General features: G+C 70.3%; 19 protein-coding genes and 2 tRNA genes. 10 read left to right on the plus strand and 11 right to left on the minus strand.

What is annotated here, in order from left to right:
* Positions 1–31: 31 nt before the first annotated feature.
* The 3 genes from J7I98_RS31260 to J7I98_RS31270 form a co-directional block, all read right to left on the minus strand.
* On the minus strand, positions 32–1,966 hold the full coding sequence (locus J7I98_RS31260; RefSeq protein ID WP_214928417.1) for a kelch motif-containing protein: 1,935 nt from the start codon (positions 1,964–1,966) through the stop codon (positions 32–34).
* Positions 1,963–3,903 carry a glycosyltransferase family 2 protein gene (locus J7I98_RS31265; RefSeq protein WP_214928418.1) on the minus strand — a complete coding sequence of 647 codons (1,941 nt, stop codon included), beginning with the start codon at positions 3,901–3,903 and terminating at the stop codon, positions 1,963–1,965. Before J7I98_RS31265 ends, J7I98_RS31260 begins: the two co-directional genes overlap by 4 nt.
* Positions 3,904–4,352: 449 nt before the next feature.
* Positions 4,353–4,426, minus strand: a tRNA-Lys gene (locus tag J7I98_RS31270).
* A gap of 170 nt (positions 4,427–4,596) precedes the next feature.
* On the opposite strand from J7I98_RS31270, the gene J7I98_RS31275 reads away from it, so the two are divergent.
* The 7 genes from J7I98_RS31275 (at position 4,597) to J7I98_RS31305 (ending at position 15,287) form a co-directional block, all read left to right on the plus strand.
* Complete coding sequence (locus J7I98_RS31275; RefSeq protein WP_214928419.1) at positions 4,597–5,970, plus strand: peptidoglycan-binding protein; 1,374 nt, start codon at positions 4,597–4,599, stop codon at positions 5,968–5,970.
* Positions 5,971–5,993: 23 nt separating this feature from the next.
* A complete protein-coding gene (locus tag J7I98_RS31280) occupies positions 5,994–7,214 on the plus strand; it encodes an SPFH domain-containing protein (protein WP_374225193.1) in 1,221 nt (406 codons plus the stop codon).
* Between the two features lie 208 nt (positions 7,215–7,422).
* Positions 7,423–8,013, plus strand: a complete 591-nt coding sequence (locus J7I98_RS31285) for a lytic polysaccharide monooxygenase (RefSeq protein ID WP_214928421.1) — start codon at positions 7,423–7,425, stop codon at positions 8,011–8,013.
* A 26-nt stretch (positions 8,014–8,039) separates the two neighbouring features.
* The gene (locus J7I98_RS31290; protein WP_214928422.1) at positions 8,040–9,713 is read left to right on the plus strand and encodes an AMP-binding protein; all 1,674 of its coding nucleotides are present in this window, start codon (positions 8,040–8,042) and stop codon (positions 9,711–9,713) included.
* A 234-nt stretch (positions 9,714–9,947) separates the two neighbouring features.
* The gene (locus tag J7I98_RS31295; RefSeq protein ID WP_214928423.1) at positions 9,948–11,204 is read left to right on the plus strand and encodes a sensor histidine kinase; all 1,257 of its coding nucleotides are present in this window, start codon (positions 9,948–9,950) and stop codon (positions 11,202–11,204) included.
* A complete protein-coding gene (locus tag J7I98_RS31300) occupies positions 11,183–11,842 on the plus strand; it encodes a response regulator transcription factor (protein WP_214928424.1) in 660 nt (219 codons plus the stop codon). The genes J7I98_RS31295 and J7I98_RS31300 overlap by 22 nt, the downstream gene beginning before the upstream one ends.
* 268 nt (positions 11,843–12,110) lie before the next feature.
* A complete protein-coding gene (locus J7I98_RS31305; RefSeq protein WP_214928436.1) occupies positions 12,111–15,287 on the plus strand; it encodes an amidohydrolase family protein in 3,177 nt (1,058 codons plus the stop codon).
* A gap of 301 nt (positions 15,288–15,588) precedes the next feature.
* On the opposite strand, the gene J7I98_RS31310 is transcribed toward J7I98_RS31305, so the two are convergent.
* The 6 genes from J7I98_RS31310 to ehuB form a co-directional block, all read right to left on the minus strand.
* Positions 15,589–15,662, minus strand: a tRNA-Lys gene (locus J7I98_RS31310).
* 61 nt (positions 15,663–15,723) lie between these two features.
* The gene (locus tag J7I98_RS31315) at positions 15,724–16,482 is read right to left on the minus strand and encodes an IclR family transcriptional regulator (protein ID WP_214928425.1); all 759 of its coding nucleotides are present in this window, start codon (positions 16,480–16,482) and stop codon (positions 15,724–15,726) included.
* Positions 16,483–16,646: 164 nt separating this feature from the next.
* Complete coding sequence (gene ehuA / locus J7I98_RS31320; protein ID WP_214928426.1) at positions 16,647–17,432, minus strand: ectoine/hydroxyectoine ABC transporter ATP-binding protein EhuA; 786 nt, start codon at positions 17,430–17,432, stop codon at positions 16,647–16,649.
* Entirely contained in the window at positions 17,422–18,072 is a 651-nt protein-coding gene (ehuD, locus tag J7I98_RS31325) for an ectoine/hydroxyectoine ABC transporter permease subunit EhuD (RefSeq protein ID WP_214928427.1), read from the minus strand. Before ehuD ends, ehuA begins: the two co-directional genes overlap by 11 nt.
* Positions 18,069–18,737 (minus strand): ectoine/hydroxyectoine ABC transporter permease subunit EhuC, encoded by a 669-nt coding sequence (ehuC, locus tag J7I98_RS31330; RefSeq protein ID WP_214928428.1) that lies wholly within the window; start codon positions 18,735–18,737, stop codon positions 18,069–18,071. The genes ehuD and ehuC overlap by 4 nt, the downstream gene beginning before the upstream one ends.
* Positions 18,734–19,588 carry an ectoine/hydroxyectoine ABC transporter substrate-binding protein EhuB gene (ehuB, locus tag J7I98_RS31335; protein ID WP_214928429.1) on the minus strand — a complete coding sequence of 285 codons (855 nt, stop codon included), beginning with the start codon at positions 19,586–19,588 and terminating at the stop codon, positions 18,734–18,736. The genes ehuC and ehuB overlap by 4 nt, the downstream gene beginning before the upstream one ends.
* A 144-nt stretch (positions 19,589–19,732) precedes the next feature.
* Here ehuB and J7I98_RS31340 point away from each other — a divergent pair, with 144 nt between their 5' ends.
* Positions 19,733–20,245 carry a DUF3830 family protein gene (locus J7I98_RS31340; RefSeq protein WP_214928430.1) on the plus strand — a complete coding sequence of 171 codons (513 nt, stop codon included), beginning with the start codon at positions 19,733–19,735 and terminating at the stop codon, positions 20,243–20,245.
* Here the strand turns inward: J7I98_RS31340 and J7I98_RS31345 are convergent.
* A complete protein-coding gene (locus J7I98_RS31345) occupies positions 20,220–21,623 on the minus strand; it encodes an amidase (protein ID WP_214928431.1) in 1,404 nt (467 codons plus the stop codon). The two genes, J7I98_RS31340 and J7I98_RS31345, sit on opposite strands and share 26 nt — an antisense overlap.
* A complete protein-coding gene (locus J7I98_RS31350; protein ID WP_214928432.1) occupies positions 21,616–22,566 on the minus strand; it encodes a D-2-hydroxyacid dehydrogenase in 951 nt (316 codons plus the stop codon). Before J7I98_RS31350 ends, J7I98_RS31345 begins: the two co-directional genes overlap by 8 nt.
* Positions 22,567–22,661: 95 nt before the next feature.
* Between J7I98_RS31350 and J7I98_RS31355 the strand changes: the two genes are divergently transcribed.
* Positions 22,662–23,471 carry an aspartate/glutamate racemase family protein gene (locus J7I98_RS31355; RefSeq protein WP_214928433.1) on the plus strand — a complete coding sequence of 270 codons (810 nt, stop codon included), beginning with the start codon at positions 22,662–22,664 and terminating at the stop codon, positions 23,469–23,471.
* Positions 23,468–24,190: an aspartate/glutamate racemase family protein gene (locus J7I98_RS31360; RefSeq protein WP_214928434.1), complete on the plus strand. Its 723-nt coding sequence runs from the start codon at positions 23,468–23,470 to the stop codon at positions 24,188–24,190. Before J7I98_RS31355 ends, J7I98_RS31360 begins: the two co-directional genes overlap by 4 nt.
* Positions 24,191–24,205 lie beyond the last annotated feature (15 nt).

Consider the following 24,205-nt stretch of genomic DNA (forward strand, 5'->3'; position numbering starts at 1 on the left):
CCCTCCTTCCGTATGCGTACGTCCGCTACGGCTACGGGACTTCGATCCAGACGCCCTCCGAGGGCGTGCCCTGGTCGTCCGTCACGAACAGCATGTAGTAGCCGGACGGCACAAGCGCCCGGTTCTTCGGCACGGTGACCGAGATGCCGTCCTTTGTCTTCTTCAGGTCCAGCGCGACGGTCCGCTGGTCCACGTCGGTGACATGCGTGACGGCGCTGGGCCGCATCAGCTTGGCGTCCTTGATGGACGTGGCGTGCGCCGACTTGAAGGTTGCCGTACCGCCGCGCTCGACGGTCTTCGGACCGCCGGTGATCGTGGGCCGCGCGTCCCTGAAGAGGTACGGCGGCGTGTAGATCTCGATGCGCTGCTCGAAGACGCCGGGCTTGGTGTTGGCGTCGTCGGCGTACAGCGAGTCGGATCCGAAGATCATGACGCGGCCGTCGGGGAGCAGCAGCGATCCGGAGTGGTAATTGCGGCCCACCGCCGGGTCGGCCACGCGGCGGTACGTGCCGGTCTTGGCGTCGTACAGCCGAGCCTGGAGGATGTTGGACCCGCCGCGGCCGCGGTAGTCGTTGGAGCCGCCGGTCACCAGGACGGTGTCGTCGGGCATCAGCGACGCGCTCGGGTAGCGGGTGCCCTGGTCGAGCGGATCGCCGTCCTTGAAGCGCGGGTTCTTCTCCTTGAGGTCGACGAGCCGCGACTTCTCGCTGGACTTCTCGGACTCGCCGACGCCGCCGCCGCCGATGACCATGTACTTCTCGTCCTGGGCGGGAGGCAGCCGTACGGTCGCCGAGGTCTCCATCCTGTCCGGGTCGCTGAGGCCGGGGATCTTCTTGAACTTGTTGGTCTTCAGATCCCAGACACCGGGGTCACGGCCTTCGTCGGCCGGACCGTACCCGGCGTTCGAGCCGGAGTAGAAGAGCTTGCCGTTGTTCATCAGGAAGATCGCCGGGTAGGTGGGGAACTTCCTGATGACCCCGGTGTACTCCCACTTCTTCGTGACGGGGTCGTAGATCTCGTCCTTGCCGGGGACGATCTGGCCGATCTCGTCCAGGCCGGAGAGGGACAGGACCTTGCCGTCCTGAAGGGTCGTCAGGGTCGGGTACCAGCGGGCCTCGTTCATCGGGTCGACGGTGATGTACTTCTCCGCGACCGGATCGAACTCGTAGGCCTCCTTGATGCCCTGGAAGTCCTTCTTGTCGAGCGCGAGCTTCTGCGCTATTCCGTAGATGTTCCTGGCGTCGGTGCCCTTGAGGCCGTGGATCCGGTAGTTGTCCTCGGTACCGGACTCGTACTTCTTGCCGGACGCCTTGGCCTCGACGTAGATCCGGCCGAGGCCCGCCTCCGTGCGCAGGAACCGGCCGGTCTGCTTGTCGAAGATCTTCTTGGCCTTCTCGACGAGGACCGGGTCCTTGGAGACGTACGTCTTCCCGTTCTTCTTGCCCGTGAAGATGGTGCCCGCGGGCAGCGTCTTGGGCTCGTCGGGGTCCTCGTTGTGGATGACCATCAGGCCGCCGGCCTTGGTGACATCGCCCTGGAGCTTCTCGTACCGCTTCGTGCCGCCCGCGACCAGGAGCTTTCCGTCGGGCAGCTGGGTGTGCCCGGCGCAGAACATGTCCTTGGGCGTGGGGATCATCTTGTACTCGCCGGTTTCGGGGTCCCACAGCACCGACTGGAACTTCTTGGCGTCGAAGTTCTTCTGGTTGTTGCCCGAGCCCGCGATCAGCAGCACCTTGCCCGTGTGCAGCAGGGCGGCATGGATCGTGTTGATCCTGAACTCGGCCGGGACGTCGAGGAAGTCCCAGTGGCCGTTCTCCGCCTTGTACTCGGGCCGGTTGATCTTGTAGTCGTGGTACTGCTCGGAGCCGAAGCGGTAGAGCGCGGGTCCGTTCATGCCCGCCAGCGCAACCACCACCGCCGCACCTATCGCCAGGCGGCGGGTGCGGCGGCTCGGACGGTAGTTCATTTCTTACGTCCCCCAAGGGCGATCTGCATGGTCTGGTCGGAGGAGGCCCAAGTGGGCTTCTGCTGTGGTGCGTGGGCCTCGGGCGGGGGACCGGCCGGGGGCTCCGTCGGGGTCGGTGGCGCGGTCTGCCCCTTCTTCCTCTTCTTCTTCTCCTGGCTCATGGTCCAGCGCCAGGCGAAGATCGGCGCCGCGGTGATCAGCAGGGCGAGCGTGGCCCAGGTGATCATCGCGGGGTGGTTGTGGCCGAAGTAGAAGGAGGAGCCGAGGGATCCGCCGAAGACCAGGATGAAGAACAGGTGGATCCGGAAGGTCCCGAACAGCGTGTCCGGGCTGGAGGAGTCGCCCTTGGGCGTCACCACGAAGCTGGACTTGCGGCGCAGTACGGCGTCCATCAGCGAGCGCGCGTAGATCGGCGCGGAGAGCGCGGACATCACCATGCCGGCCAGACCGCCGGAGCCCTCGGGCTCGTGCGGGGAGACATTGTGGCGGCGGTTCCAGATGTAGAGGCCGATCTGGAGCGCGGACGCGTTTCCGTACAGCATCATCCAGATCGCCGGGTCGATCTGGACACCCGATGCGCCCATGCCCAGGAACAGCGCGCAGCTGAGCGCCGCGAGGATCCAGTTCATGGCGGACATCGGGTAGAAGATGATCATCATGGTGTAGTTGAAGAGCTTGCCCGCGGGCAGCGAGCCGTAGCCCCTCCAGTACTGCTTGAGGATCGTCTCGTACGTACCGCGCGACCAGCGCAGCTGCTGCGTGAAGAAGTCGGTCCAGGCGGTCGGGCCCTCGCCGACGGCCAGCACGTCGGGCGTGTAGACCGAGCGCCACTTCTTGCCGGTGGCCGGGTTCGTGGCGCGGTGGATCTCGAAGCCCGTCGCCATGTCCTCGGTGATCGAGTCGTACAGGCCGCCGATCTGCTTGAGCGCCCTGATGCGTACGGCGTTGGAGGTGCCGACGAACATCGGGGCGCCGTAGCGGTTGCCCGCGCGCTGGATCAGGGCGTGGAACAGGAACTGCTGCGACTCGGCGGCCTTGGTGACGAAGGTGTCGTAGTTGCCGTACACCTGCGGGCCGATGACGAAGCCGATGTTCGGGTCACGGAAGTAGCCGAGCATCCGCTCCAGGTAGTTGGGCAGGGGGACGTGGTCGGTGTCGACGGAGGCGAAGAAGTCGTAGTCGTCACCGTGCGCGTCGAGCCAGGCGTTGTAGTTGCCGTGCTTGGTCTTGGCGCGGTGCGGGCCCTTGGCCTGGTTCCACCTCGCGACGCCCTTGCGGGAGAAGTGGTGCACGCCGAGGCGCTCGCACACTTCCTTCACCGCCGGGTCGTTGCCCTCGTCCAGCAGCCAGACGTGCATCAGGCCGCGGTGGCGGATCCTGACTGCCGCCTCCAGCGTCTTCGTCACCATCTCCAGCGGCTCCTTGCCGGGCACGAAGGAGGTGAGGAAGGCGACGCGGGTGCCGGTCTCGGGCACCACGGGGACCGGGTCGCGGGCGACCAGGGTGGCGTGCGCGTTCGACAGGACATTCATCGTGCGGAAGAGCTCGATCAGACCGATCGAGACCAGCATGACGATGTCGAGGATCAGCAGCGTGTCGTTCTTGAGGTTCGGGTCGCGCTCGGTCCAGTGCTCCGGCTGCATCAGCCAGACGAACAGGCCGAGCGAGAGCAGCGGCGCCGCGCCCAGCAGGAGGGCTGCGCGGATACGGTGCGGCTCCTGCGAGAGCAGTGAGCGGTACTGCACGGTGTACGGCTTGGCCGGGTCGGGCTGGGTCAGTGGACCCGCGAGCCGGCTGTAGTGCTCGTAGTCGTATCTCGGCAGCGCCTTTTTGGCGCGCATACGAGACCCGCCGGGCCTGAGCTGCGGGGGTACCCGAAGCTGCGCTGTCCGGGAAGGGTCGTTGTTGTGCCGTGCGCCGGTTGGCGTCGACGTCATGAGTCATCCCCCCGCACGCATGCTGGCTGCGTGTGTTCGTCGGTCTCTTCGCCCGGGGGCGGTCCCCCTCGACCATCCCGGGCGCATCTGTGGCCTGCCGTCATCCCCACAGACTCAGGACGACAACGTTCCGGTTGCATGATGCCCGCCCCGAGATCTGTTCATGAACGGGGCCCCCACCCCTGCACCTCGTCAGACCCCCGGTGGCACGGCCGTTCCCCCAACGTGCCGAACCGCCCGCCCCATTGGAGCCATTGGCTCCAGGATAGGGTCTACGACCCCCCTCTTGATCGCAAGGGTGAAACAAGGTGTTTACCGGTCATACGCGGGCTTTGAGGGTGGTCTCCGGCACGGGTTGGGCGCCCGTGCGGTACCTGGGCTCGTGCCTGTCCGGTGTCCGGAAACGACCGAGGCCCCCTCACGCGGAGTGAGGGGGCCTCGGTGCTGCGTGCGCCGCCAGGGACTCGAACCCCGGACCCGCTGATTAAGAGTCAGCTGCTCTAACCAACTGAGCTAGCGGCGCCTGCTGACCCGGAGAACTTTACCCGACGTCCGCGCGTGCTCGGGACCGGCCGCGCCGGTTTTGTCCCATTAATAATCATTTGGATAATCAACATGCGATTTGCCCCGACAGTTGAAAGACTGTCACCCGTGTACACGCGCGCCACAGCAACCCAACGCGAGGGAAACCGCATGACGATCCCTGTCTTCGACGAGTACGAGCCCCCGGCCGACTGCGGCTGTGCCGGATGCGCCCAGCAGCGCCGCGCCGCCGCCCTGGGGCTGACGGCGGACGGCGAAGGACACCCGGCCGCCCATGGAGCCCGCCGAATGCTGGTCCTCGCAACCGCCGCCGGAGTGGCCCTCGGCGGCGGCGCACCGGTCGCCGCGAACGCCGCGGGCCCCGCTCACGCACCGGCCACGACGGGCGCCGACCACGACCCCCCGACGCCGCAGGGCGGGACCAGCCCGCTGTACGGCGTGCCGGGCGGGACGGGCGACGCGGCCCAGACCGGCAGGCCCGCGCTGCGCAACATCACACGGGCCGAAATCATCGAGCGCGCCAAACTCTGGGTGAACGCCAAGGTCCCGTACAGCATGGAGAGGTACTGGTCCGACGGCTACCGGCAGGACTGCTCCGGTTACGTCTCGATGGCCTGGAATCTCGGCACCAACGAATGGACCGGGAGTCTCGCGGCGTACGGCGTGCGCATCACGCGGGACGAGCTGGAACCCGGCGACATGCTGCTCTTCCACAACCCAGACAACCCCACCAGGGGCTCGCACGTGACGCTCTTCGGCGGCTGGACCGACTCCTCGCACACCTACTACATCGCGTACGAGCAGACGCGGCCGCGCGCACGCAGGCTGGCCACCCCGTACGCCTACTGGAACAACTCGTCGCGCTACGTGCCGTACCGCTTCAAGGGCGTCAGCGACGGGAGTGACGACGGGAGCGGCGGCGGCAGCCCTGCCGTGCCGGCCTATCCGGGCAAGAGCTCCTTCGGGCCCGGGGCCAACAACGCCTATGTCACCCGGCTGGGGGAGATGCTCATCGGCCGGGGCGGCAAGCGCTTCTACAGCCAGGGCCGGGCCCCCGGGCCGCGTTGGGGCGAGGCCGACCGGCTCGCGACGCAGGCGTTCCAGCGCGCGCAGGGCTGGCAGGGCTCCGACGCTGACGGGCTGCCGGGACCGGAGACATGGCGGCTCCTGGTGACGGGCACGGGCAAGGACATCCCGGCGGCGGGGGGGGATGGCGGCGGCGGTGAGGGGAGTACCGGCGGTGGTGAGGGGAGTACCGGCGGTGGCGGTGCGGCTTCCCCCGGGGCGTCGGCCTTCCCCGGCCGGGGGTTCTTCAGGCCCGGGCAGTCGAATGCGTACGTCGACAAGCTCGGCAGGCAACTGGTGGAGAAAGGGTTCGGCAAGCACTACCTGTCCGGGACGGGACCGCGCTGGACCGAGGAGGACCGGCGCAACGTCGAGGCGTTCCAGCGCGCGCAGGGCTGGCGCGGCGCGGAGGCCGACGGCTACCCCGGACCGCAGACCTGGCGGCGGCTCTTCGCATGACGCGTGACGGAGGCAGAGGCACGATGACATCCACCCCCACGTCCCCATCCCAGTCGTACCTTTCACCCCCGTCGGCGGAGGAGCCGGGCGGCGAGAGCGGGCGGTGGGCCCCGCTCATCAGGAACGAGACGACCACCGAGATCCCGGTGCACCTGCTGTTCCGCGACGACACCGGGCCCACCGCGCTGACGCTGCCCTCCGGTGCCGCGGTGGTCAACCGGCGCAGGCAGGGCACGGGTGAGCAGCCGCGCGTCACACCCCGTGCAGCGCTGCGGTCGCTTCCCCGGGCCGCGTCGGCCTCCCCGTCCGCACCCGGCCAGGCCTGCTCCGTGCGCCCCGCCACCCCCGCCGACCCCGGGCTCGCGGAGCGGCCCGGCGCCGCGCCGTCCGGCTGGTACGCGGTCGCAGCGGGGACGGTCGCGCTCGCGGCGGGCGCGGCGGTGGTGTGGTGGACGGGGGCGGTGCCGGCGGCGGCGACCGTACTGCTCGGGCTGCCCCCTCGGCCGTACAACGGGATCGGGCTCGCGGTGTGGGCGCTGCTGGCTCTGCTGGTGCTGGCCGTCCTGTTCGCCTTCGGAGGTCTCGGCCGCGGGCGGGTCGGACACGCCTGGGTGCTCTCGCTGTTCGGCGACTACCGGGGGAGCGTGCGGCGCACCGGGCTTGTGTGGGTGAGCCCGATGATGCTGCGCCGCCGGGTCGACGTACGGCTGAGGCACTGGCGCAGTGAGCCGCTGCCGGCCGTGGACGCGAACGGGGTCGCGCTGCGGGTCGTGGTGCTCGTGGTGTGGCGGATCAGGGACACGGCGCGGGCGATGCTCGCCGTCGAGGACCATGCGCGGTACCTGCGCGAGCAGGTGGAGGCGGCGATGGCGCGGGTCCTCTCGCAGCTGCCCGCCGACGCCTTCCACGACGACGCGCCGACGCTGCGCGACGCGGAGGCGGTCGGGGACGCGCTCACCCGGATGGTGTCGGCGGAGGCGGCGCCGGTGGGCATCGAGGTCTTCTCGGCGCAGCCGACGAGTATCGAGTACGCCCCGGAGGTGGCGGCGGCGATGCAGCGCAGGCGGGTGGCGGCACTGGACGCGCGGCACCAGGGCAGCGTGCTGACGTCGGTGGTGGACGCGGTGGACGACACGGTGACGCGGCTGACGTCACGGGGCCTGGTCGAGCTCGACGACTACGAGCGGAAGGCGCTGGTGAAGGACTTGACGGTGGCGTTCTACACGGGGAGGGGAGGGGGCTGATTCCTTCAGCCCCTGGGGGTCCCCTGGCCGGAGTCCTTGGGAGCAACTCGTTCCGGGATTGGTCTGGACATGTTCAACTACCGTCCATACATTGGAACTTGGTCTAGACCGCAGGACCCGCAGAACCCGCACGTATCCCCAATCCCCGCAATCCCCGCGCGCGCCGCACAGCTCACAGAACTTCCCCCACGTTCTCCAGGAGCCAAGCATGCGAAAGAAGACGGGCGCAGCCCTCATAGGCCTCGCCGTCGCCGGTGTGTCCTTCCTCGGCACCGGCAGCGCAACCAGCCACGGCTACACCGATTCCCCCATCAGCCGCCAAAAGCTCTGCGCCAACGGCACCGTGACCGGATGCGGCCCCATCCAGTACGAACCCCAGAGCGTCGAGGGCCCCAAGGGCTTCCCCGCCGCCGGGCCCGCCGACGGCAGGATATGCGCCGGAGGCAACGGCCAGTTCGCACAGCTCGACGACCCGCGCGGTGGCAGCTGGCCCGCCACCAGGGTCAGTGGAGGCCAGGGCTACACCTTCCGCTGGCAGTTCACCGCCCGGCACCGCACCACCGACTTCAAGTACTTCATCACCAAGAACGGCTGGGACTCCTCCAAGCCGCTGACCAGGGCGGCACTCGAGTCGCAGCCGTTCATGACCGTCCCGTACGGCGGCAACCAGCCGCCCGCGACCCTGTCCCACCAGGGCACCATCCCCACCCAGAAGAGCGGCAAGCACATCATCCTGGCGGTATGGACCGTGCATGACACGGCGAACGCCTTCTACGCCTGCTCCGATGTTCAGTTCTGACGCATAGTCAGTTACGGTGCGGCCCCATGGGGAGCGCAGACACCGTCGCGGAGCTCGTACGGCGCCAATGGGGCGATCAACGGGTGGGGCTGAGGTGCCAGGGCCTCACCCTCAGCCACCATCAGATTGCCGCAGGCGCCGCCGCGCGGGCCGCGCTGCTCGTGGATCTGCTGCCCCGGGGAGCTGAGCCGCACCTCGGGGTACTGCTCGACAACACGCCGGAATTCCCACTCTGGCTGAGCGCGGCGGCCCTGGCCGGGGCCGCCGTCGCCGGTATCAATCCGACCCGGCGCGGCGCCGAACTGGCACGCGACATCCTGCACACCGACTGCCGGGTGCTGGTCACCGAACGCGCCCACCTTCCCCTCCTCGACGGTCTCGAACTGCCGGGGATCCGGGTGCTGGTGACCGACACCGACGCGTACCAGTCCCTTCTCACCCCGTACGAGGGCGCCAAGCCCGGCGAGGCGACGGTCCCGGGTGCCGGGGTGGGCCCCGGCACCCGGATGCTCCTCTACTTCACCTCGGGATCGACCGGCGCTCCCAAGGCCGCGATCTGCTCGCAGGGGCGGCTCGCGGCCGCGGGAGCGTCGCTCGTCGACCACCTCGGGGTGCGGCCCGACGACGTCCACTACATCTGCATGCCGATGTTCCACGGCAACGCGGTCATCGCGGACTGGGCCCCGGCACTCGCGGGCGGGGCCGGCATCGCGCTGCGTCGGCGCTTCTCGGCGTCCCGGTTCCTGGACGACGTACGGGCGTACGGCGCGACGTACTTCACCTACGTGGGCCGCGCTGTGCAGTACCTCCTCGCCACCCCCGAACGGCCCGGCGACCGCGACCACGCGCTGCGGCTCGGCTTCGGTACCGAGGCGGGCGCGGTCGACGCGGCCCGCTTCGAGGCGCGTTTCGGGGTGCGGCTCGTCGAGGGCTACGGCTCCTCCGAGGGCGGCGCCGCGATCCAGCGGACGCCCGACACGCCGCCCGGAGCGATCGGACGGCCGGCGCCGGGCGACGACCTCGCGGTCGTCGACCCGGAGACGGGCCGGGAGCGCGCCCGCGCGGTGCTCGACGCGCAGGGCCGACTCCTCAACGGCTCCGAAGCGATAGGTGAGTTGGTCAACCGTGGCCCGAACCCCTTCGAGGGCTACTGGCGCAACGACGCCGCCGAGGCCGACCGCAGGCGCGGCGGCTGGTACTGGACCGGCGACCTCTTCTTCCGCGACACCGAAGGCTTCCTGCACTTCGCGGGCCGTACGGACGACCGGCTCCGCGTCGACTCCGAGAACCTCGCCGCCGCGATGATCGAGAACATCCTGGCGCGCTGGCCGGACGCGGCGGCCGTCGCGGTCTACGCGGTGCCGGATCCGGCGGCGGGCGACCAGGTGATGGCGACGGTTGCGCTGCGTGACGGGGTGACGTTCTCGCCGGACAGCTTCGGCCAATTCTTGGCGGAGCAGGCGGACTTGGGCACGAAGATGGCGCCGAGCTACGTGCGCGTGGTGGAGCGTATGCCGGTGACGGCAACGAACAAGGTCCACCGGGTCGCGCTGCGGCGCGAGGGCTTTCGCTGCGGGGACGCGGTGTGGTGGGCGCCGGAGGCGGCGGGGGCGTACCGCCGGCTGACGGCGGAGGATGTGGCGGCGCTGACGGCGGAGTACGCCGCCCATGGCCGCGCGCACCTCCTGGGGGCCGGGTAGCGGGGCCCTGGCATTTCAGCCCGTCCGGCGTTTGAGGACCCTCCCCGAGGCTGTGTCCGGGGGTCTGGGGGGCTTGCCCCTCACGCGGCGGCAGACGCACATGTCACAGCCGGGAAGGGGTGGGGAGGGGAACACCGCCGCAGGCCGACGCGGTCGAGGTAGGGCCGGCCCTACCTCCCCCACACCCTCAGACCCGATGGTGGCCACCACCTCCACCCGCCTACCGTTGGCCGCATGACCGCAGCCCGCACCCCCTGGCAGGCCCTGACCAGGCCCAACTACCTCCGCACCGCCTGGCCCTGGCGCGCAGTCGCGTACCTGCTGAGCAGCGCGCTCAGCGGCGTACCGGCCCTGCTCGCGCTGCTGCTCCTCGTGGTGTTCTCGTTCGGGCTCATCGGGCTGCCGCTCCTCCTCCTGGCCGGGGTGCCGCTCGCGGCCGGTGAGCGGTACCGGCTCGCCCTCGTCGACGCCGAACCGGCCCACGACCCGCACCGCGCCCCCGCCGAGCCCGGCCTCGCCGCCTGGGCCAAGCTGCGCTTCACGGAACAGGCGACCTGGCGCGAGCTGGCGTACGCCGTGCTCCACGCCTTCGTCCTGTGGCCGCTCGACCTGCTCGCCGTGGCGGTCGGCGTGGGCCTGCCGGTGGGGCTGATGGCAGCTCCCGTACAGCTCGCCGTCGACGGGGAGGAGGCGCGGGTGGTCAAGGGCCCGCTGATCACCACGTACCTGGAGGCGTTCGCATCGGCGGCCCTCGGGCTCGTACTCCTCGCCGTACTCCTCTACCCGCTCGCCGCGATCGCCGGGGCACGCGGCATGCTGACCCGTCTGCTGCTCGCGCCGCGCGAAGGCGAGCTGCGGGACCGGCTCGGCGAAGTGACCCGCTCGCGGGCCCGGCTCGTCGACGCCTTCGAGGCGGAACGCCGGCGCATCGAGAGGGACTTGCACGACGGCGCCCAGCAGCGGCTCGTCGCCCTCACCATGACCCTCGGCCTGGCCAGGCTCGACGCGCCTGCGGGCCCTCTCGCCGACCAGCTCGCCCGCGCGCACGACGAGGCGGGCAAGGTCCTCACCGAGCTGCGCGCGCTCATCCACGGCATCCATCCGCAGGTGCTCGCCGACTACGGTCTCGGGGCGGCGCTCGCCGACGCCGGCGACCGGTCGGCCGTACCCGTGGACACCGAAGCGGATCTGCCCCGGCTGCCGGGACCGGTCGAGACCGCCGGGTACTTCGCGGTCTGCGAGGGCCTCGCCAACGTCGCCAAGCACAGCGGCGCCACCCGCGCGTCGGTCGTCGCGCGGCACGAGGACGGACTGCTGCGCATAGCGGTACGGGACGACGGCAACGGCGGCGCGGACGCCTCGGCGGGCACCGGGCTCACCGGCCTCGCCGACCGGATCGCCGTACTCGATGGCACACTGTCGATCACCAGCCCGCCGGGCGGGCCGACTGTGCTGCGTGTGGAGATCCCGTGCGAACCGAGCGTCAACTGAGGGTAGTTCTGGCCGAGGACAGCGTCCTGCTGCGCGAAGGTCTGATCGGCCTGCTCGCCCGTTTCGGGCACGAGACGGTCGCGGCGGTCGGCGACGCGGACGCGATGCGCGACGCCGTCACCGAGCACGACCCGGACATCGTGGTCACGGACGTCCGGATGCCGCCGGGCTTCCAGGACGAGGGCCTGCGCGCCGCCGTCGCCCTGCGCGCCGAGCGGCCCACGCTGCCGGTGCTGGTCCTGAGCCAGTACGTCCAGCGCTCGTACGCCGCCGAGCTCCTGGACGCGGGCGACGGCACCGGCGTCGGCTACCTCCTGAAGGACCGGGTCGGCCAGGTCGAGGAGTTCCAGGACGCGCTGATGCGGGTGGCCGACGGCGGGACGGTCGTCGACCCCGAGGTCGTACGCCAGCTGCTGCGCCGGCGCCGAGACCCGCTGGCGGCGCTGACCCCGCGCGAACGGGAGGTCCTCGGGCTGGTCGCGGAGGGCAAGTCCAATGCGGCGATCGCCCGCGAACTGGTGGTCTCGGACGCCGCGGTGGGCAAGCACATCGGCAACATCCTGGGCAAGCTGGACCTGCCCCCGGCCGAGGAAACCCACCGCAGGGTCCTGGCGGTCCTGACGTACTTGCGGACCTGACCGAACTGGGGCTCCGCCCCAGAACCCGCTCCTGGTACTAAGCCCGTTGGGGGTCCCGGGGGTCTGGGGGCGTGCCCCCAGTTTCGGGAAGGGGCGGGTAGGGGAAGTGCGCCGCAGGCAACCCGCACCACACAACGCACCCGCACGGCCGGCCGATGTGGCCTAACTCCCTCCCCTCCGGCCGTACCAACGCAGCCCATCCGCTTGCGGAACCACCCCAGTGGGAAGGACCTCGACTCACGAGTCCAAGGGGGCAGTTGTGTCGTCCATGCCGCGCAGGCAGTTCCTGCAGTCCACCGCCGGAGCCGCTGGTGCCGCCGTGGCGGCCGGCGCCGTCGGGAGCGTGGTCACCAGCGCCGCCCCGGCAGGAGCCTCGGCCAACGGCACCCCCACCACGCCGCCCACCCCACTCCACCTGACCGCCGCCACCAACGGCGCAGCCACCCCCACCACCCCCCACGGTCCCCTGATCGCCGAGGTCCAGAACACCCTCTGGGCCGTCCCGCGCGACGGCTCCCCCGCCACCGCCCTCACCCCGCCCGACCTGGAGCCCAGCAGGCCCACCTGTTCGCCCGACGGCCGGCACATCGCCGCCGCCTGCTTCAAGGCCGAAGGAGGCCAGTTCCACATCTGGGTCATGTCCAGGGACGGTTCGGGCCTGCGCCGACTCACCGACGGCCCCTGGGACGACCGCGCCCCCGCCTGGTCCCCGGACGGAACCCGCATCGCCTTCTCCTCCGAGCGCGGCGGCGACCCGGTCAAGGGCAGCCCGTACCGCATCTGGTCCGTCGACGTACGCACGGGAAAGCTCACCCAGCACACCGGCCTGCCCGCACAGCAGGGGCCGGGCCAGGACGCCGCCTGGGAGGACTTCGACCCGGTCTGGCTGCCGGGGCCGGACGGGGGCCGCATCGTCTTCGTCCGCGGCACCCTGGACGGGACCACCCTCAAGTCCCGCACCATCGCCACCGTCCCGGCCGCCACCACAGGCCCCGTCACCGTCGAACACGCCGACCCCGGCCCCGGCAACCTCCTGATGCCCGCCCTCTCCCCGGCCGGCCGCCGCGCGTGGCTGTCCACGCTCGCCCCCGCCCCCGGCCGGTACGAGCAAGTCACCCTGGTCGTCGACGGGAAGCCGGCCCCGGTGGACGGCGAGATCGCCACCGCGCCGCCCCGTTGGCTGGACGACGAGCGGCTGCTGCTCACCGTCGACGGCCGCTTCCGCATCCTGCGCCCGCACCGCGACGCCCCCGCCGAGACGGTCGGCTTCACGGCGACCCTGCCCGTCGTACGCCCCCGCTACCGCACCAAGACGTACGACTTCGAGCCGGACCGCGCCCGCCCCGTGCGCGGCATCCACCTCCCCGCACTGTCCCCCGACGGTCGCTCCGTCGCCTTCGCTGCCCTCAACGCCCTCTGGATCGCGCCCACGTCGGGCACTTCGGCGGCACCCCGCAAGCTCATCCAAGCCGCCCCCACCACCTACCTCCAGGGCCCCGTCTGGACCCCCGACGGACAGGCGCTGCTGTACGTCGACGACCGAGCCGGGCTGAACGCCGTACGCCGCCACGACCTGGCCACCGGCGAAGACAAGGCCCTCACAGGACCCGGCCGCGTCCACGCCGCGCTCTCCCCGGACGGCAAGCGCCTCGCCGCCCTCGACCTGGCCGGCAACCTGGTCGTACGCGACCTCGGCTCCGGCACCGAGCAGACCCTCGCCGCCCCGCTCGGCGGCGGCGGACTGCCGGGGCGCCCCAGCTTCTCGCCGGACGGCCGGTACCTCGCGTACTGCGACCGCAACCGCCTCAACCTCCGCTTCCGCGAGGGCTACAACCTGATCCGGGTCGTCGACACCACCACCGGCGCCTCCCGCCTCCACCCCCTCGCCCCGCACGTCTCGCTCTCCGACCGGTACGCATCCGGCCCCGTCTGGTCCCCCGACGGCCGGACCATGGCCTGCATCAGCGAGTCGGCCCTCTGGCTGCTCCCGGTCCGCCCGGACGGCACGCCCGACGGCGAACCCCGCCGCGTCACCGCCGACGACGAGCCCGCCGACCACCCCTCCTGGTCCGCGGACTCCCGTACGCTCCTCTACCTCTCCGGCACCCGCCTGCGCCTGCACCCGCTCGACGGCCGCCCCCGCACCGTCCCCGTCCGCCTCACCTACCGCCGCCAGACCCCGGTCGACACGGTCGTCCACGCCGGCCGTCTCTGGGACGCGACCGGCGGACCGGTCCGCGAAGACGTCGACATCCTGATCCGCGCCGGCCGGATCACCGCCGTAGAACCCCACCGCCCGGGCCGCCGCACCACACGCCGTGTCGACGCCTCCACCCGCACCGTGATCCCGGGCCTGTGGGACACCCACACCCACCCCTGGCAGTACACGTACGGCGCCCGCCAGACCGCGCTGAACCTCGCGTACGGCATCACGACGACCGTCTCCCTCGCAGGGTTCAGCTACGAACAGGCCCGCCTCCGCGAGGACATCACCGCAGGACGCCTCGCCGGACCCCGCCTGCTCACCACCGGCGAACTCCTCGACGGCTCCCGCGTGGCGTACAGCATGGCCCGAGCCCACCGCACCCGAGCCGGGCTGCGCCGCTCGCTGTCCCGGGGCGAGGCCCTCGCCTGGGACTTCGTGAAGACGTACGTCCGCGCCCCCGCCTGGATGATGGAGGAGGCGGCCCGCTTCGGCCACGAGCGCCTCGGCGTGCTGTCAGGCTCGCACCTCTGCTCGCAGGGCATCCAGACCGGCCAGGACCTGACCACCCACCTCGTCGCCACGGAACGCTCCGACCACGGGCACGGCGCGACCGCCGGGGGCCGCACCCACCAGGACACCGTGGAGAACTACACCCGCGGCGGCATGCGCCTGGTGGAGACCCCCTTCACGGCGACCCACCTGCTCGCCGACAGCCCGGAACTCGCCGACGACCCACGGGTCACCGCGATGATGCCGCCATGGGACGCCCAGGCCGTCCGCGCGCAGGCATCAAGGACACCGGCCCCGACGGAACGCCTGGCCCTGCGCCGCGAAATGGACACCGTACGTACCGTGCTCAAGGGCGGCGGCCAGGTAGCCCTGGGCACGGATTCACCGCTCACCCCAGTGGGCCTCTTCCTGCACCTGGCCCTGCGCGCCCTGGTACGCCACGGCCTCACTCCGGCCGAAGCCCTCCTCACGGCCACTGCGATCCCGGCGAAGGTGTTCGGCGCGGAAAAGGACCTGGGCACGGTAGAGCCCGGCAGGCTGGCGGACCTGACGATCACTGCCGGCGACCCGTTCACGGACTTCGACGACCTGGCGAGGACGGACCGGGTACTGATCGCCGGCCGGGTTCACGACCGTGCGGACCTGGAGCGTACGTACGCAGGAACCTCCGTCGCACCCAAGAGCTGGTCGGCGACCGCGGACCAGATGCGCCGTGGCGGCTGCTGCTGACGCAGAGGGCGTCCGTCAGGTACTCGGGGTCTGGCAGGCCGGGCAGAGTTCGTAGCGGCCATTGTTTACTACGCTTCCCCAGCCGAGGCACTTGTCACAGTCACGGGCTCGGGAGAGGTTCACACGGGGTGCAGGAGCGTTGGGGTGGGCTCCATTGGTCATCAGATCGTCCTCGGGTGGAGGGCCAGGCATGGCAAAACTATGACATATGGTGCATATCTATGCAAGAACCTGGGCCCGGAAACGCCAATGGGCGCCCTTCCCGAAGGAAGGGCGCCCACGTCAGGCGATTGCCTCGCTGTGCGCCGCCAGGGACTCGAACCCCGGACCCGCTGATTAAGAGTCAGCTGCTCTAACCAACTGAGCTAGCGGCGCTTGACTCGTAAATAGTACCTGGTCCGCGGGGGTGCCCCGGACCAGCCCCGAGTCGTCCGGGTCACAGTGCCAGCGACAGCGCCATCGGGGCCGCACCGCGGTTGAGGCGGTCCGCCGCCGCGCGCAGGCGGTGGGCGTGTTCGATCGGAAGGGACAAGGCCAGGCAGCCCACGGCGGAGCCGGCCGTGAGCGGTACGGCTGCGCAGACCGTGCCCAGTGCGTACTCCTGGAGGTCGAGCACCGGGACTGTGGGCGGGTGGCTGTCCAGTGTGGAGAACAGGACGCGCTCGTTGGTGATTGTTTTTGAAGTGAGGCGGGCTGTCTTGTGGCGCGACAGGTGGTCGCGGCGGCCGTTCTGGTCGAGCTGGGTCAGCAGGCACTTGCCGATCGCGCTCGCGTGAGCGGCGGATCTGAAGTCGACCCACTCGTTGACCTTGGGAGTGCGCGGCCCCTCGGCGACCTGCACGACCTTGATCTCGCCGTCGATGTAGCGGCTCATGTAGATCGCCGCGCCCACCGAGTCGCGGAGCTGGTCGAGGGTCTGCTGGAGCTTGGCCTGGAGGGCCGCGCTGCGGGTCGTTCCGGACCCGAGGAGGACGAGCGAGTCGCCGACGACGTACGCGCCGTCCGTGACCTGCTCGACGTAACCCTCGCGGCGGAGCATCAGCAGCAGGGAGGCGAGGTGGGCGGTCGGGAGACCGGTCTCGCGGGCGATCTGGACATCGGTCACACCACTCCCGTGCCTGGAGACCGTCTCCAGCACGCGGAGGGCGTACTGCACCGAATGGAACGGTGCGGTCGGCTCCGGCTTCAGCGGCACGGTTTCCCCCTAGCAGGTTGTGACCGTATGCATCCGTTCCACGATAGCCGCCAAGACACCGCAGGTGGGCCTGTGTTGAAGAGATTGGTGGCGCGCCCCGGGCGCGTACGCTGGGGCGCGCCACCAGGGCATATGCCATGGTCATGGTCTGGCGCGAGAAGGGGTCAGAGCACCGCTCCCAGGAACTCGCGCGTGCGGTCGTGTTCGGGATCGTTGAAGATCTTTTCCGGCGAGCCCGACTCGATGACCTTGCCCGCGTCGAACATCAGGACGTCGTCCGAAATATCCCGGGCGAAGTTCATCTCGTGCGTGACGCAGAGCATGGTGATGTCGGTCGTACGGGCGATGTCGCGCAGTACGTCCAGTACGCCGGCCACCAGCTCGGGGTCGAGCGCCGACGTGACCTCGTCGAGCAGCAGCACCTGGGGGCGCATCGCCAGCGCCCGCGCGATCGCGACGCGCTGCTGCTGGCCGCCCGAGAGCTGGGTCGGCCTGGCGTCCTGCTTGTCGCCGAGTCCGACCAGGTCGAGCAGGCCCTTGGCGCGCTCGGCGGCCTCGTCCTTGGACATGCCGAGGACCCGGACCGGGGCTTCGGTGACATTGCGCAGCACGTTCATATTGGGGAAGAGGTTGAACTGCTGGAACACCATGCCGATGTTCCTGCGGACCTCGCGGACTTCCTTCTCGTCCGCGGGGAAGAGCTGCCCGCCGTTGACCCTGATCGTGCCCTCGTCGGGCTTCACCAGGGTCATGAGCAGCCGCAGGATCGTCGTCTTGCCGGAGCCGGAGGGTCCGATCAGGGTCACGTGCTTGCCCGGCTGCACCGAGAAGCAGAGGTTGTCCAGAACGGTGTTCTGGCCGAACCGCTTGGTGACGTTGTCGAAGCGGATCAGCTCATTCGTATCTTTGGCGGCATTGGTGGCATTGGGGTCTTTGGGCTCAGCGGACAAGACGACGCTCCAGGACTCGCAGGAGAAGAGAAGCCGGGTAGGCGATGAGGATGAAGGCGACGCCGACGACGGTCAGCGGCTCGGTGTACTGGAAGGTCTCCGCGCTGGCCAGCTTGTACTGCTGGAGCATCTCCAGCACGCCGATTGCTCCCAGCAGCGGAGTGTCCTTCAGCATGGAGATCACGTAATTGCCCAGCGCGGGCACGATCCTGCGGATCGCCTGCGGCAGGATCACCGCGAACCAGGTGCGGCCGACGGGCAGGCTGAGCGCGGTGGCCGCCTCCCACTGCCCGGCCGGTACGGCCTCGATGCCGGCCCGGTAGACCTGTGCGGTGTACGTCGAGTAGTGCAGCCCGATCGCGATCGTGCCGGTGGTCAGCTCCGAGAACTGCACACCCCACTCCGGCAATACGAAGAAGAAAAAGAACAGCTGCACGAGCAGCGGCGTGTTCCGGATGAACTCGGTGACGATGTTCACCGGCCAGCGGACCCAGCGGGGGCCGCGGTAGCTGACCGCCCAGACCAGGCCGAGCGTGAACGAGAGCAGCGAGCCGAGCACGAGGACCTGGAGCGTGACGAGCACGCCGTCCCAGAACGCCGGCATGAAGTCCGCGACGGCGGACCAGTCCCAGTTGTTCATCGCACCCCTCCGGCGGTGATCCCGATGCCGGCTTTGGTCTTGCGCTCAAGCGCCCGCATGCCCCGGGTGAGGACGAACGCGAGCACGAAGTAGATGCCCAGGGTCACCGTGTAGATCTCGGCGCTCTCCTGAGTGGCCAGCCGTACGAGGTAGGCGGCGAACGACGTGTCCGCGACGCCGAGCAGCGACACCAGCGCGGTGCCCTTGAGCAGCTCGATCAGCAGGTTGTTGAACGGCGGGATCATCTCCGGCACCGCCTGCGGCAGCAGGATCAGCCGCATCCGCTGCCAGGGCGTGAAGCTGAGCGCGACGCCCGCCTCGCGCTGGGCCGGGCTCACGGAGTTCAGCGCACCGCGCACGACCTCGGCGCCGTACGCCCCGTACGAGAGGCCGAGCGCCAGGACGGCAGCCCACATCGGGACCAGGGCCCAGCCGAAGAGTCCCGGCATCACGAAGAACAGCCAGAACATCAGCACCAGCGCGGACGTGCCCCGGAAGACCTCGGTGTAGAAGCCCGCCAGGAAGCGGACGAAGCGCGAGCGGTGCGTGCGGGCCAGGCCGATGCCGAAGGCCACGACGGTGGCGAGCGCGGCGCTGTACACGGTGAGCTGGATGGTGATCCAGATCCCGGGGAGTATCCAGTGTGTCCACAGTCCGGCTGTCATTTGCACAGCTCCTCTGCGGTCATCGTGGTCATCTCCGCCTCGGTGAAGCCGAACGGCCGGAGGATCCGGAAGAGCTCACCGCTCTTCTTCATCTTGTGGATCTCCACATTGAAGGCGTCGCGCAGTTCCTCGTCGCCGCGACGGAAGGCGAAGCCGCCGCCGTCGACCTTCTTCTCGCCGTCCACGAGCGGTGCGAACGGCTTCGTCGCCTCGGCCCCGGTGCTCTTCTTCACGACGCCGCGCCCGGTGAGCGCGGTGCCCGCGAAGACATCGACGCGGCCGGACTCCACGGCGTTCAGGCCCGCGACCGGGTCCGGGAAGATGGTGATCTCCTTGCGCGGGACGCCTGCCGCGATCGCATAGTCGATCTCGGCGTATCCGGCGCCGGTGGCGATCTTCGCCTTGGCCTCGACCACGTCCTGGTACGACCGGAGGTTCTTCGGGTTGCCCTTGCGCACGATGAACGAATCGAGCATCTGATACTCGGGGTCGGCGAATATGACCTCCGCGCAGCGCTCCTTGTTGATGTACATCCCGGCCGAAACCACATCGAACTGCTGCGAGTTGAGGCCCGGGATCAGCGAGCCGAAGTCGGTGGGCGCGGGCAGTACGTTGGGGACGCCGAGGCGCTTGAATATCACCTTGGCCAGTTCCACGGCCTCGCCGGTGAACTCGCCCTGCTCGTCGATGTATCCGTACGGGACCTCGCCCGCGATGCCGAGCCGCACAGTGCCCTGCGACTTCAGCCGGGCGAGCGTATTGCCCGACGGGACCTTGCTGCAGCCTGCCGCGCCGAGCGCCCCCGCAGCGCCCAGCGCCGCCGTGCCGAGCAGGAGGGACCGGCGGCGCATCGAGTGTCTGGTTGTCTTCCTTGAGTCGTTCCCAGGTGGTGAAGCCATGGGCGCGCGGCTACCCGGGTCCACGCGAGGTATGCCGATGAATTCCAGCCCCTGATACGGGGGATACGCCCTTGACCGGTTGGGGACGATGGGGGAATGACCGACCGATTCGTGGACGTATCGCTCGACAAGCGCGGTGTGCGCTGCACCGCGAAACTGCTCGACGACCGGGCGCCGCTGACCTGCGCGGCCGTGTGGGAGGCGCTTCCGCTGGGCGGGGACGTCTATCACGCGAAGTACGCCCGTAATGAGATCTACGCCCTTGTTCCTCCGTTCGCCGCGCAGGAGCCGCCGCTGGAGAACCCGACCGTCACCCCCATCCCCGGCGACCTCTGCTATTTCGCCTTCTCCGACACCCAGCTCGGCACGTCGTCCCACGGCTACGGCCCCAAGGCCGCCCTCCAGGGCGGCCAAGGGGTCGTCGACCTCGCACTCTTCTACGAACGCAACAACCTGCTGCTCAACGGCGATACGGGCTGGGTCCCCGGCATCGTCTGGGGCACCGTCGTCGACGGCCTCGACCGGATGGCCGAGGCCTGCCAGGACCTCTGGCGGTCCGGTGCGGTCGGCGAGACCCTCACCTTCAGGCGGGGACAGGCGCCGGGGTGATGCTCGTGATCCCCGTCCCGTAGAGCGCGTGCGCCGCGCGCAGCACCAGATCGTCCCGGTGGCGCGCGGCCACCAGCTGTACGCCGATGGGCAGCCCGTCGGCGTCCGTCCCGCACGGCACGGTCGCGGCGGGCTGCTGGGTCATGTTGAAGGGGTACGTGAACGGGGTCCACCCCGTCCAGCGCCGGTGGCCCGACCCCTCCGGCACCTCGACGCCCGCCTCGAAGGCGGTGATCGGCAGGGTCGGTGTGACCAGCAGGTCGTACGTTGTGTGGAAGCGGCCCATGCGACGGCCAAGATCCGTGCGTACGTCGACGGCCGCGAGGTAATCCAGTGCGCTGTGCCGGGCGCCCCTGGCGGCAATCTCGCGCAGGCCCGGATCCAGCAGGTCACGCTGCTCCTTGCCGAAGTGCTGCACCAGGCGCGCGGCCCCGCTGAACCACAGCGTGTGGAAGGCCTCCATTGGTTCGGTCCAGTCCGGGTCCGCTTCCTCGACGTACGCCCCCGACTCGGCCAGCTTTCCGACCGCCGCACGCACCGCCGCCGCCACGTCGGGCCGTACCGCCACCTGCCCGCCGAGCGACGGCGAGTACGCCACGCGCAGGCCCTTCACGCCGCCCTCCAGGGCCGCGCTCGCGCTCTCGGCGGGCGCGAGCTGCGACCAGTCGCGCCAGTCCGGGCCGCTCATGGCGTCGAGCAGCAGCGCCGCGTCCGCCGCGTCCCGGGTCATCGGGCCCGCGTGCGCGAGTGTGCCGAAGGGGCTGGAGGGGAAGAGCGGCACCCGCCCGTACGTCGGCTTCAGCGCGAAGATCCCGCAGAAGGACGCCGGGATACGGACCGAACCCCCGCCGTCCGTGCCCACCGACAGCGGGACCGCGCCGAGCGCCACGGCCGCCGCGCTGCCGCCGCTGGAGCCGCCCGACGTGCGCGAGAGGTCGTACGGATTGCGCGTCACACCGCTCAGCGGTGAGTCGGTGACGCCCTTCCAGCCGAACTCGGGCGTCGTCGTCTTGCCGAGGAAGACCGCGCCGTTCTCGCGCAGCCGCGCGACCACCGGCGCGTCCACGTCCCAGCTCCCTTGCCGCTGTGCGGTCTTCGAGCCCCGCAGGGTCGGCCCGCCGCGCATCAGGAAGACGTCCTTCACCGATACGGGCACGCCGTCGACCAGTCCCGTCGGCTCCTTCCTGCGCCACCGCTCGGCGGACGCCTCCGCCTGCGCCATGGCCTCGTCGGCGTCGACCCGTACGAAGGCGTTGACCAGCGGTTCCACGGCCTCGATCCGGTCCAGGGCCGCGCGGGTCGCGTCGACGGGGGAGAACTCACCCTTCTCGTAGCCGGCCAGGAGTTGACGTGCGGTCAGTGCGCTCAGCTCAGTCATGCATGGGGACGTACCCACGTTTCTTGTCCACCACGTTCGGCAATGGGCTGCCCGATGCCCACAGTTCGTACAACTCGACGAATTGCGCGCCCAGCTCGTCGCGCCAGCCGACCGTGTCCCCGCTCATGTGCGGGGACACGATCAGGCCGGGAACGTCCCACAGCGGGCTCTCGGGCGGCAGCGGCTCGTCGGTGAACACATCGAGCGCCGCGCCCGCGATCCACCGCTTCTGAAGCGCCGCGACGAGATCGTCCTCCACGACCAGCTGGCCGCGCCCCACATTGATGAAGCGGGCGGACGGTGGCATGACGTCGAAAGCCGCCGCGTTGAACATCCCGCGCGTGTCGTCGGTGAGCGGCGCCGCGCACACCACCCAGTCGGCGCGTGAGAGCAGGGCGGTCAGTTCCCGCGCGCCGTGCACGCCGGGGCGCTCGGTGCGGCCGACCAGGGCGGTGACGATGCCCAGCGCCCGGAGCAGCCGGGCGATCTCCCGCCCGATCGGCCCAGAACCGACGACCACCGCATGGCTGCCCGCCAGCCGCATTGTCTCGCGGTGCCGCCAGCGCCGCTGCCGCTGGAGCTCCAGGGAGCCGGGAATGTCCTTCGCCATGGCGATGACCAGGCCCGATACGTACTCGGCGATGGGCAGGTCGAAGATCCCGCGAGCGTTGGTCACGACCGTGTCGGACGCGACGAGTTCGGGGCAGAGCAGATGGTCGACCCCGGCGCTGGCGGTGTGCACCCAGCGCGGCCGTGGCCCGTCGCCGGGCCAGGCGCGGCGTACCGCGTCGGAGGTGAAATCCCACACCAGCAGGACGTCGGCGAGCGGTAGTTGACGGGCGAGCGTGTACTCGTCACCGTGCAGGATGCGGGTGCGTCCGGCCAGGCGGCCGAGGCGCGGCGGCGGATCGGCATCGAGGACAAGAAGGGTCTCTTCGGACATGGAGGTGAAACCGTTTCGACACGTCTCAGATGTACGGATTGACCACGCTCGCACCCGAATCTACCGTCGTCAATATACGTACCTGGGAGCCCGCAATGGATATCTCCTTCCTGGGCGGTCCGAGGCCACAGCGCGGTGTAGGCGTTGTGGCCCCCTTCGACTTCGCGCTCGACCGCGAACTGTGGCGCTGGGTGCCCGACGAGGTCTCGCTGCATCTGACCCGCACCCCCTTCGTCCCCGTCGAGGTCAGCCTGGACCTTGCCCGCCTGGTCAGCGAGCACGAGACGCTGCGCGATGCGGTACGGGCCCTGACGGCGGTGGCGCCCGAAGTCGTCGCGTACGCCTGTGCATCCGGCAGCTTCGTCGACGGACTCGCCGGCGAGCGCGCCATGTGCGCGGCCATGACCCAGGCCGGGGAGCTGCCCTCGGTCACCACATCGGGCGCGCTGCTGGACGCGCTCGCGGAGCTCGGCGCGCGGCGGATCGCGCTCGTCACCCCGTACACCGAATCGGTGACGCGCGCCCTGGAGGACTACCTGGCGGAGGCCGGGATCGCGATCACGGGCCGCGCCTTCCTCGGTCTGACCCGGCACATCTGGAAGGTTCCCTACCGTGACGTGGTCGACATGGCGAGACAAGCGGTCGTGGGAGCGGCCGACTGCCTGTTCATCAGCTGCACCAACCTGCCGACGTACGACGTGATCCCCCAGTTGGAGGCCGAGCTGAGGATGCCGGTGCTCTCCGCGAACCAGGTCACGATGTGGTCCGCGCTGCGGCGGATCGGCGAGCACGCCGTCGGCCCGTACCAGCAGCTGCTTCTGGATGAAGCGCCGCAGCCCGGGCAGCAGCCCCAGATGGGTGAACCGCCCCAGGCGCAGGCCGAAGGCCAGGAAGGATGGGCATGACAGCAGTCGGTTTTCTCTACCCCGGACACTCCGCGGAGGACGACTATCCGCGGATCGAGATGCTCCTGGACGACGACGATGTACGGCTGTCCGTCGTCCACACCGACATCGGCGAGGACGCGCACCGCGTGGACGCCCTCCTGGAGATGGGCTCGCCCGCGCGCCTCGCGGCCGGGGTCGAGGAGCTGCGGCTGTCCGGTGCGGAGGCGGTGGTGTGGGCGTGCACGAGCGGCAGCTTCGTCTTCGGCTGGGACGGCGCGCACGACCAGGTACGCGCTCTGGCGAGGGCCGCCGGGCTGCCGGCCTCCAGCACGTCCTTCGCCTTCGCCCATGCGGTACGGGACCTGGGCGCCACCCGGGTCGCGGTCGCGGCGACGTACCCCGATGACGTGGCGGCGTACTTCAGCGACTTCCTCAAGGCGGCCGGCATCGAGGTCGTCTCGGCGCGTGCCAGCGGCATCGTCACCGCCGCGGAGGTCGGCACGTGGAGCCGGGACGAGGTGCTGGCGCTGGCCCGCGCGGGCGACCATCCGGACGCGGAGGCGGTACTGCTGCCGGACACCGCGCTGCACACGGCGGCGTACGTCGCGGATCTTGAGGCGGCACTGGGCAAGCCGGTCCTCACGGCGAACCAGGTGACGGTGTGGGAGGGCTTGCGACTGGCGGGCCGCCGGGTACGGGGGAGGCGCCTGGGCACGCTCTTCGCGCGGCGGGACTAAGGCCTGTCTGATAAT

The organism is Streptomyces sp. ISL-98, from assembly GCF_018614055.1.
Classification (GTDB): Bacteria; Actinomycetota; Actinomycetes; order Streptomycetales; family Streptomycetaceae; genus Streptomyces; species Streptomyces spiramyceticus.